The 17,315-nt window shown below is 45.7% G+C and carries 12 protein-coding genes; 5 read left to right on the plus strand and 7 right to left on the minus strand.

Going from position 1 to position 17,315, the window contains the following annotated elements; genetic code table 11:
* The first annotated feature begins 4 nt into the window (after positions 1 to 4).
* Genes dptG through WG891_RS03255 form a run of 4 tightly spaced genes read left to right on the plus strand, consistent with a single transcriptional unit; the run spans position 5 to position 9,129 of the window.
* Complete coding sequence (gene dptG, locus WG891_RS03240) at positions 5 to 1,327, plus strand: DNA phosphorothioation-dependent restriction protein DptG (RefSeq protein WP_337262746.1); 1,323 nt, start codon at positions 5 to 7, stop codon at positions 1,325 to 1,327.
* Positions 1,308 to 6,386 (plus strand): DNA phosphorothioation-dependent restriction protein DptH, encoded by a 5,079-nt coding sequence (gene dptH / locus WG891_RS03245; RefSeq protein WP_337262747.1) that lies wholly within the window; start codon positions 1,308 to 1,310, stop codon positions 6,384 to 6,386. The genes dptG and dptH overlap by 20 nt, the downstream gene beginning before the upstream one ends.
* An 11-nt stretch (positions 6,387 to 6,397) precedes the next feature.
* Positions 6,398 to 7,588, plus strand: coding sequence for a DUF262 domain-containing protein (locus WG891_RS03250; protein ID WP_337262748.1), 1,191 nt, complete (start codon positions 6,398 to 6,400; stop codon positions 7,586 to 7,588).
* A 2-nt stretch (positions 7,589 to 7,590) separates the two neighbouring features.
* Positions 7,591 to 9,129: an ATP-dependent nuclease gene (locus tag WG891_RS03255; protein ID WP_337262749.1), complete on the plus strand. Its 1,539-nt coding sequence runs from the start codon at positions 7,591 to 7,593 to the stop codon at positions 9,127 to 9,129.
* Between the two features lie 204 nt (positions 9,130 to 9,333).
* Here WG891_RS03255 and dndE read toward each other — a convergent pair whose 3' ends face one another.
* From dndE to WG891_RS03290, 7 genes are all read right to left on the minus strand, one after another.
* A complete protein-coding gene (dndE, locus tag WG891_RS03260) occupies positions 9,334 to 9,687 on the minus strand; it encodes a DNA sulfur modification protein DndE (RefSeq protein ID WP_221027870.1) in 354 nt (117 codons plus the stop codon).
* Entirely contained in the window at positions 9,687 to 11,696 is a 2,010-nt protein-coding gene (dndD, locus tag WG891_RS03265; RefSeq protein ID WP_337262844.1) for a DNA sulfur modification protein DndD, read from the minus strand. Before dndD ends, dndE begins: the two co-directional genes overlap by 1 nt.
* Positions 11,686 to 13,320 (minus strand): DNA phosphorothioation system sulfurtransferase DndC, encoded by a 1,635-nt coding sequence (gene dndC, locus WG891_RS03270; protein WP_337262750.1) that lies wholly within the window; start codon positions 13,318 to 13,320, stop codon positions 11,686 to 11,688. Before dndC ends, dndD begins: the two co-directional genes overlap by 11 nt.
* Positions 13,317 to 14,402: a DNA sulfur modification protein DndB gene (gene dndB, locus WG891_RS03275; RefSeq protein ID WP_337262751.1), complete on the minus strand. Its 1,086-nt coding sequence runs from the start codon at positions 14,400 to 14,402 to the stop codon at positions 13,317 to 13,319. Before dndB ends, dndC begins: the two co-directional genes overlap by 4 nt.
* Positions 14,403 to 15,013: 611 nt before the next feature.
* Positions 15,014 to 15,523 (minus strand): DUF4865 family protein, encoded by a 510-nt coding sequence (locus tag WG891_RS03280; protein ID WP_337262752.1) that lies wholly within the window; start codon positions 15,521 to 15,523, stop codon positions 15,014 to 15,016.
* Positions 15,520 to 15,909, minus strand: coding sequence for a tautomerase family protein (locus WG891_RS03285; protein WP_057520032.1), 390 nt, complete (start codon positions 15,907 to 15,909; stop codon positions 15,520 to 15,522). The genes WG891_RS03280 and WG891_RS03285 overlap by 4 nt, the downstream gene beginning before the upstream one ends.
* Positions 15,910 to 15,913: 4 nt before the next feature.
* Positions 15,914 to 16,219: a carboxymuconolactone decarboxylase family protein gene (locus tag WG891_RS03290; protein ID WP_337262753.1), complete on the minus strand. Its 306-nt coding sequence runs from the start codon at positions 16,217 to 16,219 to the stop codon at positions 15,914 to 15,916.
* A gap of 102 nt (positions 16,220 to 16,321) precedes the next feature.
* On the opposite strand from WG891_RS03290, the gene WG891_RS03295 reads away from it, so the two are divergent.
* Positions 16,322 to 17,200 (plus strand): LysR substrate-binding domain-containing protein, encoded by an 879-nt coding sequence (locus WG891_RS03295; RefSeq protein ID WP_337262754.1) that lies wholly within the window; start codon positions 16,322 to 16,324, stop codon positions 17,198 to 17,200.
* The last annotated feature ends 115 nt before the right edge of the window (positions 17,201 to 17,315 follow it).

Here is a 17,315-nt window from a genome sequence, read left to right on the forward strand (position 1 = left end):
CAGAATGTACCCTATCGCAACCGAGTTAAAAGTGGGTAATAATCAACTGGATAGTTACCTGCCTGTACGCAATAAAAACAACGATATTAGCTGGCAATTCGTCACCGGTCTGGTCCTTAGCTACGCCCTGAAACGCAAAATCGAAGCTTACGATCCTGATCAATTTCGTGAAGATTGTAAAACACATCTACAGGAGCTGCTTGATGAGCCTGCATTCTGGTCCGTGCTGGAACGGATGTATTTTTCCAGTCAGGATATTTTCCGTGTCTCCCCACTTTTTTTACTGTTCCACGCCCAGTTTAATGGTGAAAAAATAAGTGCGGGTTCAACGGCAGATAAACGACTTGGCACGCTGTTTGCCAATTTGATGGGCGATTTCAGCCTTCGTTATCCCATACAGGACAGACTGAACTTCATTGAGCAGCAAATGCTGAATAAGCTCAATGAAAAAATAAAGCTGTTGGAGAAAGGACCGTTTGCCGAAGAGCAACCGTATCTTCCGTATATGGTAACGTGTTTTCAGTCTGATCTGGCATTTCTGGCAGAACATCCACAGTACCTTTTACAGGAATTGACCAACACCCTACGTTTGTACGCTTTTAGTTGGTGCGCTCAACTGGCGCTCAATCTGGACAACTGGCAGGATGGCGAACCACAAAGCAAATCACTGTTTTTTATTCTTGATAGCGAAAAAGCCAGCTCCGAACGGGAAAAGGTGAAACGTTATGGTTATAAGCTGTTCGCTAGCCAGAGCGAAAAACTGTTCCCGGTTCTCTCTGCACTTGAGGTTCTGCAGTGGGGAAAAGGACAGAAAAAGCGTCCGTTGTGGCAGATTTATCAAGACACTCTGAATGATTCAGACTCATCTGCCCGAGTACTTAATGACCTTAACGTTTATTTGCAGGACTTTATTGTGGATCGAGGCCTCCCGCTTCGTGAACGCGCAACAAACCTGGAAAATGTATTCAAACAGCTCTTATCCGTTGCCGTAGAGCAGTTTCAGGGTAAAAAAACTGACCGCGCGACGGTCAATCGTAAATACATTAACGAGTTGGAAAACCAGATTTGCACTGACTTCATTCAGGTCCGTGGTCGGGCAGGGAAAGTGCTGGTGCTGAATCAGGATCGTCTTCTGTTACTGACCAATCTCACTGTGGGCAAAAATGACAAACTCCGCCTGCATGAACTGCTGCGTGGTTTTGAACAGCGCGGTTTTTATCTGGACAACCAGTCGGCGCAGACGCTGGTGGCGTTTTATGAACGCATGGGAAATGTAGAGCGAATGAGTGATAGTGGAGACGCCGTGTATGTCCGTAAAACAGTATGAAACCTATCTGGCAGAAACCTTTATTGAATGGGTAGGTGGCATCATTCAGCCCGGCGAGCGCTACCAGTTCAAATCTCCCGATCCAGATAATGCCCTAAAACTCTGGGAAGCATTCGTCTCTCTGGCGGACGGCAATCAGTTGGAAATTGCGCCAGGGCAATATATTGATTGCCTCCCCTGCAATGGGGTTCAGCTTATTCCTGTACTGCACGGAGCCGAGGCTCCAGCATTCACAGAAAACTACATTTCTCATTTGCGCGATGAAGTTGCAGGGCGCAGCGGCGTTTTTGCCCAAACAGCGCTGTTGATTATTCACAACAGTATGCTCGATACCCTGATTAACAGCACGAAAGACGTGGCGGCACCGGATGCTATCTGGTACCCACAAACTTTCAGTCATCAACTGGAAAAGCTTATTACCACAGACAGTAACTGTTCGGAATTGTCCCGCTGTTTGCTGGAGGATCAACTGGCGACGGTACTGGATGAAGGCGCGACCGTATTTGGTTTCTCGTCGCTGTATCGCTTGCTGGATGATGGCAATCTGAATTTCTCCGAGCTTCATCTGTTTAAAGATGATGAACTACTGAACTATAGCCAGAAGCAGCTACGCACCCGACTGAATGAAAACCGGAAATTATATCGCCAGATAGAAGACAGTGTTGAACGCTACAGTGGACAGCTGGAGAATGTACTGCCTGAATTCAGTACAAAATTCATTCAGGAGCATTTTTACGATAAAGGCGACTGGCGTGAGCTCGATTTCTCTGACTACAGGAAAGAGAAAGAGCAGAACAGCGAACAAAAACTGGTGCTGGAGAATGTCTCCGTCGAAAACGGCGAAATTTGGCTACGGCCAAAAAGTGCCAGTAAGGCGGGCAAACGTGACATCAGCCTACTGGTGCAGGTGCAGCCAGGGCAATCAAAGGCTGAGCTTGAGTTCATTTTTCAGGGTAATGATCTTCAGGATAACCAGATAAAGATTGCCCATAATCGCCAGTTAAAGAATGCACCTTTCTGGCGCACGCGCCGGGCGGGAGGCAAGACTTCCCGCATTATGGCATCGGTGCCTTTTGACGGGCGTCCTTGCTTCTTTAGTCTCGAACTGACCAACCGCAATAATTCAGCCGAAGAGTATAAATTTCGCCTGTTGTTGGTCGAGCAGGGACAATTCTGGCTAAACGATATTCAGCACTGCTACCGCATTGAGCCAGGTAAAGACCAAATAACCCTGCAACTAGAAGATAACACGCTGCGTATTGCCGAGTCTGGCAACCTGACCTATACGTTGGATGACGAGAGCGAAGACATCGACTGCCAGCATTATGCTCAGGTGAATTTTGAGACGCTGGCAAATCAAAGTGACCTGGTTCAGTTTGCGCTCGTTTCCGGTGATTCTCGTCTGTCATTTAACATCGAGGGGCCGGGAGCAGAAGAAGGGCTAACGCTGCCGCTGCTTTTTGACCAAAGTCGTTTCAATAAGTTGTTCAAAGAAGAGGGCAATGCAACCTGGAACCGACTAAAAGGGCGCATCATACTCGATAATACTGAACACAAGGTCGTCGGTGTACGCCAGCAGTTGTTGATACTGGAAGCCTCATTAATTGAGCAACGTTTGCTGGGTACGAGAAGTGACGATAGCGAGTTTGCCCTGGATGAACTTCTTACCAGCTACCCCGATCTCCATAACGCCTATGAGCAGTTATTTGCCTACTATCATCGTCGTAACACCCTGCCGAGTCTGGTGTCGTGGTCAGCGGAATATCGCACACTGGTTAGTTACATTGTTACTACGTTTGAACAGTCACTCCAGCAAATCGACCTGAGCAGAGCGCTGACAGCGCAGGAGAAACGTCTTCTGCATCTTGGGATCTGCCGCAATGATAGCCATGAGCGCCTCTCACCACTGCACCCATTAGTGCTGGCCTACCATTTACAACTGGCAGAAACTATCGTTGCGGAGTCGGAACAGTACGATTCGGCTTCATTTGCCACACTACCGCCGATCACTCTTGATCGCTTAATGGTTTCCGGGTTAATGCCATTTGTTTACCACAGTGAGCATGAATACGCGCAATTACAGCCGGTTGAGGAAAACCGCTTCTGGATTGATGCGGTTCCTCAGCGTCAGGTTAGTCATGACTACGTTAAACGTCTGGTAAAAGACAAACTTAATGAGTTTACTGACGCATACGCCCGGCTGTTCCAGAGCGCTGGAAACAATGCGTTGATTATCAATGCCATTAACCAGGGGAACGCCAAAGAGCTGTTTCTGGGATTAGTGGAATATTTTAAGCAGGAAAAAGAGCACGCTATTTCGGTGCATGTGAACTGCTACGATGAACGCCTGCTGCCCAATATGTTCGATCGTTTTGCCGAAAGCGGCAGCTATGAACAGCTTAAAAACGATCTCGATCTGAACAGCGGCGTATGGCGGGCGGAAGCCGATATGCTTATTGACCTGCTGCGCAGCCGGTTAACGTTCAGCAAATTTGTCCTGCCGTCAGAAAGCGACAAGCTGGCCTATGCGCACTTGGCGTTTTTCACTAATACGGCACCGGTGGATTGCCGCCAAATCCGCATTGAAGATGCATCCAGCGGGGTACTGAGCCATGGGTTAATCGCCGGAGAAGGCGCTGAAACGCAGGGAGATGCCTACTTTACCGCGTTTGGCCTGCGTGATGTGGATACCGAGCCCTACTGCGCCCTACGTCTTGCACGATTAGTCGGCTGCCTGTGGCAACCTGCGCGTCAGAGCAACAGCCAGTACCACGGACAAGGGATCGGCCTGGCTGTGAGCGGCAATTTTAAACAGCTGCTCAATTACTCTTACAATAGTGCGCTCTGGACCACCATTATTGATCCAAAAGTCACCCTCGACTTTTTCACCAGTCAGAAAGATGTGGTGCTTATCCACTATTCTGACCAGTACACCAGTTGCGCAGGCTACGATGCCGTCACCGTCACGAAGCAGGTTGATTTGTTCCTGCGGTTGCTTCAGACCGGAAGCCAGTCAGGGCAACCTGCTGTTGATAGTCAGCATTTGCTGGCTGAATTTAATGCCTTTAACGGCGAATGGCTGCTGAAAATGCTGCGTTCCAGTGAAAGAGAGCGTAAAGAGAAGTACGGCATTATAGGTGCGTACAAATTTGTGCAATCTATGTTGCACCAGTCCGATATTTGCTGGATTCCGTTATCGGTGGCCGAAATGATCCGCGTGTCGGGCAATGTCGGGCTGAAAATGAAAGAGAGCGATTTATCGAGAAATTTACAGGGTTATCGTAAAGGTGCGATCTCTGATGATGTGCTCTTTGTTGGTTTCAAAGAAAACCGCCTCTATCTGTTGCCGCTGGAAGTTAAAACCGGGGCGCGGCCTGACTACAGCTATGCAGGCCAACAGGCTCGTGAGCTGAAACGTTATTTACAGCAGGATATTCTGGAACCACAAACGCTGGCATCACAGCTGTACCGGGCGCTCTTTATTCGTCAGGTGCTGATGCAGGTGGAGAAACTACGTCTGTATAGTGTGCTGGACAGCAACAAACTGGCTCCCTTGCTGGATCGACGCGAATGGTGGTTAACGGGCGACTATCAGTTAGGTGAGTTGGCCGACTATGCGGACGGCTTCGTCGTGGCGCATGTGGACAGCGCAACCTGCTTCGATCTCTCTTATAAAGAGACAGCGGAGAATATCTTACAGGTCGAAATCCCTTATTCACTGCTGCCTTCGTTGATTGCTGCTCAGGGGGATGAACCACCGTTGGCGGAACGTTACCGGGTGCCGGAAAAATACCGGCTTAAGCCAGAGAGTGATGTCACTCCGTCACAACCCGAAGTTGTGGTAGAAGCCACAACGCCGGCTACTGCACGGTCCATTTCGGAACCGGAGTCGTTACAGCCTGCTGTACCGGTGGCGACTTCTGATAAAAGCGATACTCCATTACAGATCCTGTTTGGTCATGATGCTGCGCGTCAGAGCCCGTTACATTGGGAGCCAACCAACACCGCGAAGTTCATGAATACCAATACCGGCATTATTGGAACGATGGGCACCGGTAAAACCCAGTTTACTAAATCGCTGGTCACACAGTTGATGCGTAATCAGTCCTGTAACGTTGATGGCAAACCTATTGGTTTGCTGATCTTCGACTACAAATCAGACTATGTGGATGAGGCTTTTCTTGGTGCAACGGGTGCCAAAAAGTACAAGTTATTTAAACTGCCTTACAACCCCTTATCTCTGTTTGGCGATACGCCAATGCTACCAATCCATACCGCTGGTGGACTATCGGAAACGATGGCGAAAGCTTATGGGTTGGGGCATAAGCAGCAGCTTAAATTAGAAAATCTAATTTTAGAATGCTACGAAGCGGCAGGTATTTCGCCGGAAGATCCGACAACATGGTCTAGAACTGCGCCGACGATTGAAGATGTATGGCAGCGCTTCCTCGATCAGGAGAAGGTTGAAGAAGATTCGCTTTACGCAGCACTTTCTAAACTGGCGCGTTACAAGATATTCGAGACCATCCCGGAGAAGATGACCAGCTTGTACGAATTGATTGACGGTGTCACCGTGATTGAGCTGGCTGGCTATCCGCCAGAAGTGCAAAATTTGGTAGTCGCGCTCACGCTGGATCTGTTTTATGCGCAGATGCAAAAGCGTGGTAAACCGGTGGTACGGGGGGATTATCGTCAGCTCACTAAAATGATTCTGGTGGACGAAGCCGATAACTTTATGCGTCAGGATTTTTCCAGTCTGCGTAAGATCCTTAAAGAAGGCCGTGAGTATGGTGTTGGTGCGATCCTATCAACGCAGGAGATCACTCACTTTAAGACCGGAGAAAATAATTACGCCTCCTATATTTTAACGTGGGTGATCCATCGTGTCTCTGAGATTAGGAATGCGGATATTAAGGCGGTATTTAACGTCGATGATAAAGGTGAGCAGGAGTCTTTGATGGGGCAAATTCGTCAGCTTGAGAAGCATTTTAGCCTGTATGTTGATGGGGATAAGCGAGTTAATAAGATGCGTGATCGGGCGTTTTGGGAACTAATTTAAGGACAAGAAAGATGATCATAAAAGATACTACAAATAAGATAAAAAGCGTTTATGAAGATATAAAAGATGGTGAGTTAGATCTTAGACCTAACTTCCAGCGAGGTGAGGTTTGGACGACAAAAAAGAAAAAGTTGTTAATCGATTCAATCCTTCGTGAATGGTATATTCCGCCAATACATACTGTATCTATTGGTAATGGGAAAGCAGAGGTTTTAGATGGGCAGCAACGATTGTCTGCTATACGAGATTTTTTAGACAATCAATTTCAAATTGATGGTTTTATTGAGCCCAAAGATGATGACATCGTTGAGTTGCATGGGAAAAAATTTAAGGATTTACCTCCTGATATTCAAAGGAAGATTGAACGCTTTGGGATTACTATTTATGAGATAACAGATTATAACCAAGGTGAACCGAATGAACTTTTCTATCGATTGAATCAAACAATTAAACTAACCTCATCTGAGGCAAGAAATGCTATATTTGGTGACGTACGTGATGACATGTCATCATTTGTCTCTTACATGGATGAGCTTGATGTTGATAAAAATATTTTGGGTTTCAGTAATTCCAGAATGGCTTATAATGATTTGCTTTCTCGAGTTTGCCTTCTTCTTGAGAAAAAAAGTATTCGTTATCAATTAAGTGATGCAAACTTAACAAATAGATATCGTAACGATACTAGTTTTGATAACGAAATATCCATTGCAATAAAAAATACAATAAGAATTTTCGGTGAATTTAGTTATCATATAAAAGATATGGAAGTAAATACAAATCTTACAAAAGCATCATCTTTGAACTGGATATATCTAATTGCGTGTATGAATATATCTGGTGAGGAGTTTGATAATAATCAAATATATAATGCTTTTTTCAATTTGGAGTCAGCAAAATCTCATGTGAAAATAAATGAAAAAATCCCATATGAAATTTTAGGTTTTTTTGATATCGATGAACAGTGCCTTCGTGAGCTATTAATGATCTATATTGAGCGAAGCTCTTCACGAGTCATGTCTATTGGCTCAATAATTATAAGGGATATTATACAGAATTTTGCATGTTTCAGAGCTGGAATTAATCTATCTTATCTAGATAAAAAAGATTACGATGCTCTTGATGAGCTTTCATACCTTATGAAGGACAAAAACCTTGACGTGAAGTATATTGTAGAAGACCTCTCTGAAACTTGGAAGGGGTAAAAATGAGACTTGCTAAATTTAATGATGGATGGCGTAGGACTCAAGATTTGTCTAATTATAATTGCCAATTAAGAAAAGTATTAATTGGTGACGGTAAAGGTATTTCTGATAAGTTTTGTTTAGAGCTAAATAATGGCATTTCTGTCATCTGTGGTAAAAATGGAGTAGGTAAAAGTACTATTCTTAGGTCTATTTATTCATATATTAAAAATAATGGTCAATGCAACTCAAGGTTTAATTCTGATCATATAAGTATATCGGTGTTTAAAAATGAGGAGCAAGTAGTAAATACTGAACAGATTAATGTGAGTTATCTTGAACCATCAGTTGAATGTAATAAAATAATAAGTTTTTTGAATGGCTCGGAGAATATTGAAGACTTTATCGAGGGACTTGAACCTAATGGTTACTTAGGTAAGAAAGTAAATGTGGATGTAATTGGAAATATCATTGGGCGTAATTATTCCGAAGTGGAAATATATGAGGTGGAAGGGGCATTAGCGGATGATTATACCTTTCCTTTTATCAGGGTTACCCTTCCTAGTGGTGAAAAATATACATGTCTTGAGATGGGGGCTGGTGAATACTTATGTATGTACATTTTTTGGTATATAAATTGGATTGATCAACATTCTATTTTACTTATTGACGAAATTGAAAATTGTATATCTATTTATAGTCAAGAGTATTTGATGGATTATCTTGCATATGTATCATCGCAAAGAGGTATATGGACATTACTGTCAAGCCACTCTGAAGCTATCCTAAATAAAGTTGGCATTAATAATGCCAGATTAATATCTAATATTCGTAATTTTGGAATTAGTGTTGTATCACCTAAACATGAGAGGAAATATTTCACCGCTCTTGGTATTAAACCTAGAAAAAAAGGTGTTTTTATTGTTGAGGATAAATTTTCTAGCTTATTCTTGAGTTCTATTTTGAACCGGGCCGCTTCTGATGTTGCGTATGATTATCATATAGTAAGCTTTAAAGATGGTGAGTCGGATATAGAGAAAATTGTAAAACACTTTAATCCTAATAAATCTATAGGATTTAATTTTTTTGCTGTTTTTGATGCTGATATGCGTACAAAAATAAATAAACTTGTCGGTAATATTATTCCTGTCATATCTTTACCGTCAATCAATGGCTTAAATCCAGAAGAAGAATTGTGGCGTGTTTTAACTGATAATGTAAGCAGTGTGGCTAATAATTTAGGTATTGAATGTGACGACTTATTACAATACTATGAACAGTGTAGTCCTTTAGATCACCATGATAGATTCATGAATTTATCCTGTCATTTGAATGTTAGTGAAGAGGTATTATTTAACAGTATGTTCTCTGTTTGGTTTGCAAATAACATGCGGTTAGTTAATAAGTTTATCTTCTCAATTATTGTATCAATCTCTAATTTAAATCAAGAAGAGATAAATGCACTTGCCTCCGATATGGGATTGGATGCTTTCAATTTTCAAAGAGGATCTTATGTTGCGGAAAGAGTATATTTTGACGGTAATGAATTATTATTGAAATAAATTATCTCTTCATGAGAAGATGCAATATATAAAGGCATTGTATCTTCTCTTGTAGGAAAAATATAGTATGTACATTTAATAATTTTTAGCTCTCACTTAGAATACATTGTCGATACCCTTATAATCAAAATTATTAAAAAATAAATTAATGATTAATTTTAATCACCTCTCGAATTATCCTAAGAGGTGATCTTTCTCTATAGGTTACAAGGCTTGTACGAAGTCTCGCAATCCCCGATAATTTCTTAACCCTGCAATCCCATCCTCAACATGTGCCGCCCAAGCCTTAATCATATCCTTCTGTGCCATCTGCGGATAGAGCATCTTCAATACCAATTCTGTAGTCTGTAATGTCTCCCCCAACCAGGTAATTTTATCCAGCACCAGCGAGCCATCCAGCTTCTTAGCTTCATGCCCCGGCGAATAACGAAACTCACTCTCCACAGAGCGGAAAAATGCCAGTCGAGCAGCGACATTGGGCGTAATCCCAGTATATCCTTTTAACTTCTTGAGCTGGTCTTCAGTCTGACGACTAAGCACCATTCGATTCGGGAGCATCAGACAGCCTCCTTGGTTAATTCCCAGAAATAGCCAGGTTTCAGCGCAGATGATTTGGTATGCGCATTAAACACAATCTCATAAGCATGAGAAATATCATCACGCAGTCGATCGACGAAATAACGCTCATCTACTTCAGTATCGGTTGATAGCAGCACAACCTGATGGCTGGCCTCCGGGAAATAATGATTAATCAACTTATCCCGGTGCTGAGAATCAAGACGCCCTAACGGCGTATCAATAATCACCGGGAAATCACGCCCAGAGGTTTTTGCCAGCGCCTCAAGAATGGCAATCGCATAAATTTGTTTTTCACCCGCAGAAAGCAGCTTGCGATTAATCACAGAACCCTTTTCATCCACCAGTTCAACATCAAATGTCTGTGGATTTATGTGCGCATTAAGCTGTAAATCCTCTTTACGAGCCAGCTTGTGGTAGGCAATTTCAAAGTTAGCAGATAATTTTTTCACTCGCGCCTGCGTTAGTACATCGCTGTAGTAATCGAGCAGGTTAATGGTTTCCTGCGCATTTTTAAATGCGCTGCTCAAACCATGTTGGCTACGAGTGATGTCATGTGCTTTCTGTACCTGACGAACACAGTCTAGTTGCTGCTGTTTCGTCCGTTTAGCCTCTTCCAGCAGTAAGCGGTATTTTTGCCGCTGTTTTTCACGCTTATGGTCGAGCTCGCGTAATGCTGCAAAGAGATCCATCAATTGCTCGTCTTCCGGGGCACGAGCAATATTAGCTGCGGCCTGCTCCAGTTGTTGTTCAATATCCGCTAACTGTTGGCGGTACATATCAAAACGCTGCCATGCTTTTTTGCTGTCTTGCTCAATGGACTGCTGGAGCATACCGGCTTCACGTTCAGAAATATCAAACAGCAAATCACCTTTTGGTTTGGCTGCCATATATGCGTCCAAATTATTGGTAATAGCTTCGGTAGCAATGGCTCTGGTACAACTCTCACTGCTGGAACGGAACGCGATATCATTTTTGAGTTGTGTTAAAAATTGATTTAACTCCGTCTCAAAATTTTTCGCCTGCTTGATCTGTGCTTCATTGGCAATTTTTTCCAGCAACCGCGACAACGTATTAGGTGCTAACGCATAGGGCAACGATCCATCGCATTCCTGTCGTAACGATTTTTCCAGACGTTCTTTTTCTTTTAACAGCGTTTCAACTTTCTGTTTTTCCTGTGCTTTGGTCTGGGCAAATGCGCCGCCCTGCGCATTTAACAATCCCTCATGGCGAATAATGTCCTGGGATAAAAATTCAATCCGCGAGTTGACGAAATCGGCCTCTTCCAGCAATTTCTCTGTCTGACCGGCAAGCATTCTAATCTTTGTCTCAAGCGCTTCAACCTGCTGTTGCTGGGAGCCACCCAACTGGGCGGTTTGCTGGCGTTTGACAAAAATCATCAGATCATTTTGCAGTCTGGCAATCAGATCCAGTCCCAACAAACGACGCACCGCTGTACGCAGAATATTGCCGGATTCATCTTCCGCCAGCTCCGCAATCTTCTCTCCATCAAAAAAGAAAAGATCGGCGACACCGTGAGGAATTAATTCATTCAAAAATCCCTGGCACTGGTCATAACTGAGTTCACTACGCGGTTGTCCATCCTGCTGCAAAGAGAGACGATCTTTCTTTCCTTTCTTCCAGCTACGCGTGACGGTGAATTCAGTCTCATGGCCGTTTTGGTTGTAGGTAAAGGTCAGTTCTACTGCGGCCTCTTCTGGGCGCTCTGTGGCATACGTCCCGTTGTGCACCAGCGCACCGAGTTGTTCAACATACTCCTGCTGCTGCATTGCCGGGCCAAACGCTAAACGCCCATACAGTGCCAGTCGAATTGCCGACAAAATAGATGTTTTCCCTGCACCATTTAAACCACCAAATAGCACAATCGGGCGAGGGTTTACTTCATGTGGGCGCTTTCTGGGAGCTAGATCGATGGTGTGTGTGCCGCAAAATACGCGAAAATTATGTAATACAAGTTGCTTAATGAGCACGTTCATTTTCCTCATCGATAAGCACAGACGAGTCGCCCGCATCGATAATTCTGCGCTGTAAAGTTTGAAGTTCAGCTTCTAGCTTATCCACTTCATCCTGATGAATATCCCTATCGTTGCGTTTTTGCAGCGTTGCCTGTTGCTGCTGGATCTCTTCCAGGCTGCCCCAGTCCTGCTTTAAAATTGTGCCGAGCTTGTCAAAAATCCCCTGGCGACGACTTAAACCTTCCATCGAGGTTTCCAGCTCAATCAGTTTCATCACCATTTCAGGTACTATGTCAAACCCTTGCGTTATCTGCGCCAGCAAATCAGCATCGCTGGCATCAAAGCGCGACTGATCGTCAACCACCCAGTTCAAATCCTGCTGATATACCTCGCGGTAAATCCCCGGCAATGTGTCGTACCAGTCTGGCTCGTTAGGATCTTTCAACCACTCCTGACGGATAGCGTGCAGCTCTGGCTGGGTAATTAACGTAATCGTGTGGCCCTGGGCGTTTAAATCACGCTCAATTTCCAGTAAGTCTTTTAACCACTGCTGGCGATATTTGAGCCAGTAGGGGCCAGGAACATGCTTACGCTCTGCACTGCGATCTTCGCCGTCTTTAGCGTACTGATAGCTCACCTTACCGGTGCGGCGTTTATAGTTGCGATAGGTGTCTTTATTCGCTGGTTCGGTGGTAAATGCCAGCAGATCACGATATTTCAGCAAAGGCGACATCCACTCTTCGCCATTTTTGATCAGACTTTCCATCGCTTTATCTTTGGTGACTACGGTACAGGTCCAGCAGCCAAAGCGAGAATTCCCGCAAGAGGGGGTACTTTCGTCGATCACCAGGGGACACTCACCCTGTGCGGAAGAGTCCATATACAGCGTCCACAGAGGACGGTTGTTTCCACCCCACGGGCTTTCCCATTCGTCGATATCTTCAGGAGCATAGCGGAACGCGCCGCGCAGCAGTTTCCAGACGTCTTCTACATCCCAGGTATCAATAGGGGTATAGATAAACGCATTTGCCAGTGTGGTATGTCGGGCTAGGCGTGAGCCATCAATTTTGTGCTTTGCGATAACCTGCGCACGGGAGGCACTCTCGCTACTACGTGAGCCGAGGACAACAATCACTTCATCAAACTGGCTGACCTTATCTTTAATAAAGTCGCTCACCGGATTGATTTTCATACGCTCGGTACACCAGCGAAAACTACGGGTTGGGGCCGGATAACCTTTCCCCAGTAAATTGACCCAGAAGGTTTCATTAGTTTTAGGCATCACGGCATGTTGAGTGATCGGCAGGCCATTACGTTTTGCGCCTGCCTCAATCTGCAACATTGTTTTCTTGATCAGATCCACGACCACTGGTGTTTCCACCAGTGTATCTGATGACACCAGAAAAACATCTTTGCTGCGCATTTCCGGGGGCAGGCCGAGCAGGGCCAGATACACCAGCGTGATCACGGCGGAAGAATCTTTCCCGCCGCTATAGCCAATTACCCACGGACGCTTATCCGCACAATAAATTCTTTGAACCTCAGCAACATATTCGGCCAGAGGGCGTCCAGCGAACTGCTCCTGATTAATAAAATCTTCGTATTCGGCCAAATCGTAGGCCTGAACTAATTTACTCATGAGACAACCATTTGAGCTTCAAGCTCCTGTTCTTCAGGAGTGAGGGGAATTGAGAGCGCGGTTTTTAGTGCATTGCAGGTAAGCTGGATCGCCGTACTGGTTTTACTCAGCTTGCCGTGCTGCATCGCGCGTTTGATCAGATCCGGATTGTTTCTGCGCCAATTAAAAGTTTTAAGTGCAGCTATTTTCTCCGGCCATTGCTCAGGATAATCCGTTAGCAGGGTATATCCCAGTTGCCCAAGTGCCTGCAATCCAATGCCATGAGCGTGAACATAATCTTGTCGTAACTGAACTGGTGAAACCTCTTTTTTAGCCGCTAACTGCCAATCCGGCATCACGCTAAAAATAGCTTGCCAGTAGCGAGTAGCTATTTCGGTGCATTCCTCAAAGTTGTTCTCTTTGGGATCTTTACCCAACAATGCGCGGGTAGCCTGCTTGATGCTGCTCAACGTAAATAACTTATTCGACCGCTGACTGATGCCAGATTTTTCCAGTTCTGTCATCCCTACAAACGGCGCTATGGACATCGCCAGATAACGTGCCAGATTTGAACTGGCATCGCGATGATCGTATAGAGACGCCAGCGAAGGACTGGGGCGAATGGCGTATTTATTCAGATCGGCGAACATCTGCTGGCTACGTTTTAATCCTTCATCAACAAAGAACAACACCGGAATATTATCCTGCCCAAGTTCCGGGCGAGCGTCTAAAGCGTCTTCAATTGCTTTACGGCGATGCTGGCCGTCGTTAATGAGGATTTGTGCATCCATTGGCACACATAACATCCCCAGATTGTTAGAGCCGGGGAATTCATCAAACTGGACGTCAACAGCGATGGACGCTGTTAGTGCAGAAAACACATAATCTTTCGGGTTTTCCAGAAGATAACGCACCATTTCGGGGATGCGTGATTTATTCAGCGTGCGCTGCGCGCGTAGCTCAGGTGGCACGTCATTTTCATCAAAGCTGAATATTTTGGGGATGATGCGCATCGGGCACGTGGCGATGTAGAAAGGACGACCAGCCTGAATGCCACGTATAGCTGGAAAAGAGTAGCAGTAATCTGCATCAACACTAGCCATGCTGTAATCCGTAAAAACATAAGGTGAATTTAGTTACGTTATATTTTACGTAACATTGGATGGAAATTACAGTTTTTCACGTGAAAAATTGCGTACCGCATTCCAATATACCCACAATTTAGTTCTATAACTCAAAACATTCGTGTAACCGAAGCGGCGTGTACAGCTCACGTCTGCTGAAAAATCCACTACGCTCACATCCGCATACTGACAGACATCACAACTTAAGTGCATCGCATCGAGGCTGGGATACGCAGCAGCCCTGTAGACGAAAGGCTGGTGGCAAGACAAACCAGAGCCATACCGCTGCACCACCATCAAATTTGACCAAATGCGCTTCTATTTCAGCTTTTGACATATATGCTAATAGCTCGGGTCGTTATCCTTTAGGTATGTGAGCATTAAGCTTTACGTGGGGCAAACGAGTGAGCAATACCGCTTAACTGAGCCAACTGAAAGAGTTAATTCCTAGGGTGATCGACAGGATGCCAATTAGTGATCGATTCAGATACCATTTTGCATAACGTATGGTAAATATCTGCAGGGGCGGCAGAAGGCAAGTTTTTCAATTAACAGCCTTCGGCCTTCCTGGTTACTATTTAACAGGAGCGCTAGCTATCCCCCACTCCACATGCAACGTACTTAATACGGTAATTCTCTTGTCCCGCCTCCGGCACACTGCCAAAATCCACCTGTAACAACTGCCAGCGACTTACGTCCCACGCGCAAAGTTGTCCTTCCAGCGCCAGGGCCGAAAGAGCACTGTGCGCTACAATAGGTAGCCTTCTCATCGACAACCAACTGGCATTGCGCACCTCATCAATATCGGGCAGACGCAGCGCCAGCCAGGTATCAATCAGCGGCCATCCAAAATTCTGCGTCAGATTTTTGAAGCCGGAACTCTGTAAAAAATTCGCCATCGCTTCAGCATTTTTCCAGAGGTAGAGCGGTGCATAGCGGTTCTCATCGCAATACGCGTCATCGCTACGGGAGACCAGATATGCCTTAAAAAGTAATCCCGGGAAACCATCCAGCTTCGCGCCATTTTCCTGAATACGTGTATCAATCACCGCCATGTCGTAGTCAGCGGGTAAGGTAAAGCGGTATTGCATGACAATCATAATATCTCCTCCGGCAGCATCCGCCCCTGGCTGAAACTCCATTCATCGGCGGTATTGAACTGGATCATTACCATCACATCATCCGGGCAAATATCCAGCTTATTATTCAGCCGTTGACTCAGCACGCGACAGAGATTTTGCTTCTGCTCGTTCGTGCGCGGCTTGCCAGCCAGGATATGAAACTGAATGAAGTTATCGCTGCGCCCGTCGCTTTTATAATAACGGTCAAAAACACGCAGGCGGGCTGGCAGCTCTTCAAAAACCTGAAAGAGATCGCCGGGCGGGACGGCAAATTCCTCCTCCAGACTTTGTTGCAGAATGACGGAAATCTGGGCGATCTCGGCATCGCTGTACCCCTGACGTAGCGTTATGCGGGTGAACGGCATGTTTTTAATCCTCTTCCAGGCAACCAAGAGCAGACACTGCGGCAGGCCAGCCAGCATAGAACGCCAGGTGGGTAAAGGCTTCGACTATCTCTTCGCGGCTCAGGCCATTTTGCCGTGCGAAATTGATATGCCAGGAGAGTTGCTGCACACGGCCTGACGCCGTCAGCGCACCCAGTGTAAGCAGACTGCGCTCGCGTGGGGAGAGTTGTTCCTCCCGCTTCCAGATATCATTGAACAGTATGTCATTACTCAGTTCGGCTAGCTTCGGCGCAATGCTTGCCAGTGTTTCGCGATCAAGGATTTTCGCCATGGTATTTTTTCTCCTTATTGACAGTGAAATGATTCTGATACGATAGTATCATTCTGAAAATCAAATTATTAATGACAAACCATCCCGAATTTCAGGACGATAATGAGCAAACTCCCCTTGACTATTGACCTTGATGCGCTGCGCAGTTTTGTGACGGGTATTGAATGCGGCAGCTTTACAAAGGCAGCGACTCACCTGTGTCGCTCAACCTCGGCGTTAAGCGCGCAGCTTAAAAAGCTGGAGCGACAATGCGAGGCCGAACTGGTAGTCAAAAAGGGTCGCCATCTGACGCTGACCCGCAATGGCGAGATACTCATGAGCTATGCCCATCGCCTGCTTGCTCTTAATGATGAGACGCAGCGGGCGTTGAAGGGTGAGCTGTTACAAGGAGAGATCCGCTTTGGCATGCAGGAAGATTTTGGCGAATCTCTGATGCCCGGTATTCTGAGAAAATTCAGGATCCAGCATCCGGGGATACGCATCATCGCCCGGGTGGATCGCAACCAGGCGCTGCTCACAGCGCTTGATGACAATACGCTCGATATGGCACTTCTGTGGCAGCAGGAAAATAAGCCACGCGAAGGGAAACTTATCAGCCAGTGTCAACTGGAGTGGATACAGCATCAGGATTTGGATATCAGCATGCTGCTAAAGCAGGATGAGCCGTTGCCACTGGTGATGTTTGAAAATCCGTGTCTGATGCGCTCACGCGCCATTACTTGCCTGAATCGGGCTGGCATTGCCTGGAGGGTGGTATTTGTCAGCCAGAGTCTAAGCGGTATCTGGGCTGCGGTGCAGGCTGGGCTAGGCATCACGTTGCGCACACGCGTTGGGATGCCCGACAACCTGCGCGTGGCAGGGAGCATTCTGCCGTCTCCGGGGAATCTTGGAATTATGCTAGAGCAGAGAAATACAACGGATGAAGGTGCGTGGGTAATGCTGGGTCAACTGATAGAAGACGCAATATTAGGCCTGAAATAAGTTGTTTTGGTATGCTCAGAGTCTGTATATACACTCATTTTTTGCGATATCGATACTATAGCTCGTTTCCTAAACGGAGCTGTGCAGTGAGTTTGGAGATCGGGAATATCCATAT

Origin of the sequence: Serratia sp. MMO-28 (assembly GCF_037199905.1) — a bacterium.
Lineage (GTDB): Bacteria > Pseudomonadota > Gammaproteobacteria > Enterobacterales > Enterobacteriaceae > Chania > Chania oryzae.

Bases quoted from the DNA above. Each gene is read 5' to 3' on its own strand.
- dndB (WP_337262751.1), bottom strand. From the start codon at position 14,402: ATGGCTAGTGTTGATGCAGATTACTGCTACTCTTTTCCAGCTATACGT.
- dndC (WP_337262750.1), bottom strand. From the start codon at position 13,320: ATGAGTAAATTAGTTCAGGCCTACGATTTGGCCGAATACGAAGATTTT.
- dndE (WP_221027870.1), bottom strand. From the start codon at position 9,687: ATGCTCCCGAATCGAATGGTGCTTAGTCGTCAGACTGAAGACCAGCTC.
- WG891_RS03290 (WP_337262753.1), bottom strand. From the start codon at position 16,219: ATGGCGAAAATCCTTGATCGCGAAACACTGGCAAGCATTGCGCCGAAG.
- WG891_RS03250 (WP_337262748.1), top strand. From the start codon at position 6,398: ATGATCATAAAAGATACTACAAATAAGATAAAAAGCGTTTATGAAGAT.
- dptG (WP_337262746.1), top strand. From the start codon at position 5: ATGTACCCTATCGCAACCGAGTTAAAAGTGGGTAATAATCAACTGGAT.
- WG891_RS03280 (WP_337262752.1), bottom strand. From the start codon at position 15,523: ATGATTGTCATGCAATACCGCTTTACCTTACCCGCTGACTACGACATG.
- WG891_RS03285 (WP_057520032.1), bottom strand. From the start codon at position 15,909: ATGCCGTTCACCCGCATAACGCTACGTCAGGGGTACAGCGATGCCGAG.
- WG891_RS03295 (WP_337262754.1), top strand. From the start codon at position 16,322: ATGAGCAAACTCCCCTTGACTATTGACCTTGATGCGCTGCGCAGTTTT.
- dptH (WP_337262747.1), top strand. From the start codon at position 1,308: ATGTCCGTAAAACAGTATGAAACCTATCTGGCAGAAACCTTTATTGAA.
- WG891_RS03255 (WP_337262749.1), top strand. From the start codon at position 7,591: ATGAGACTTGCTAAATTTAATGATGGATGGCGTAGGACTCAAGATTTG.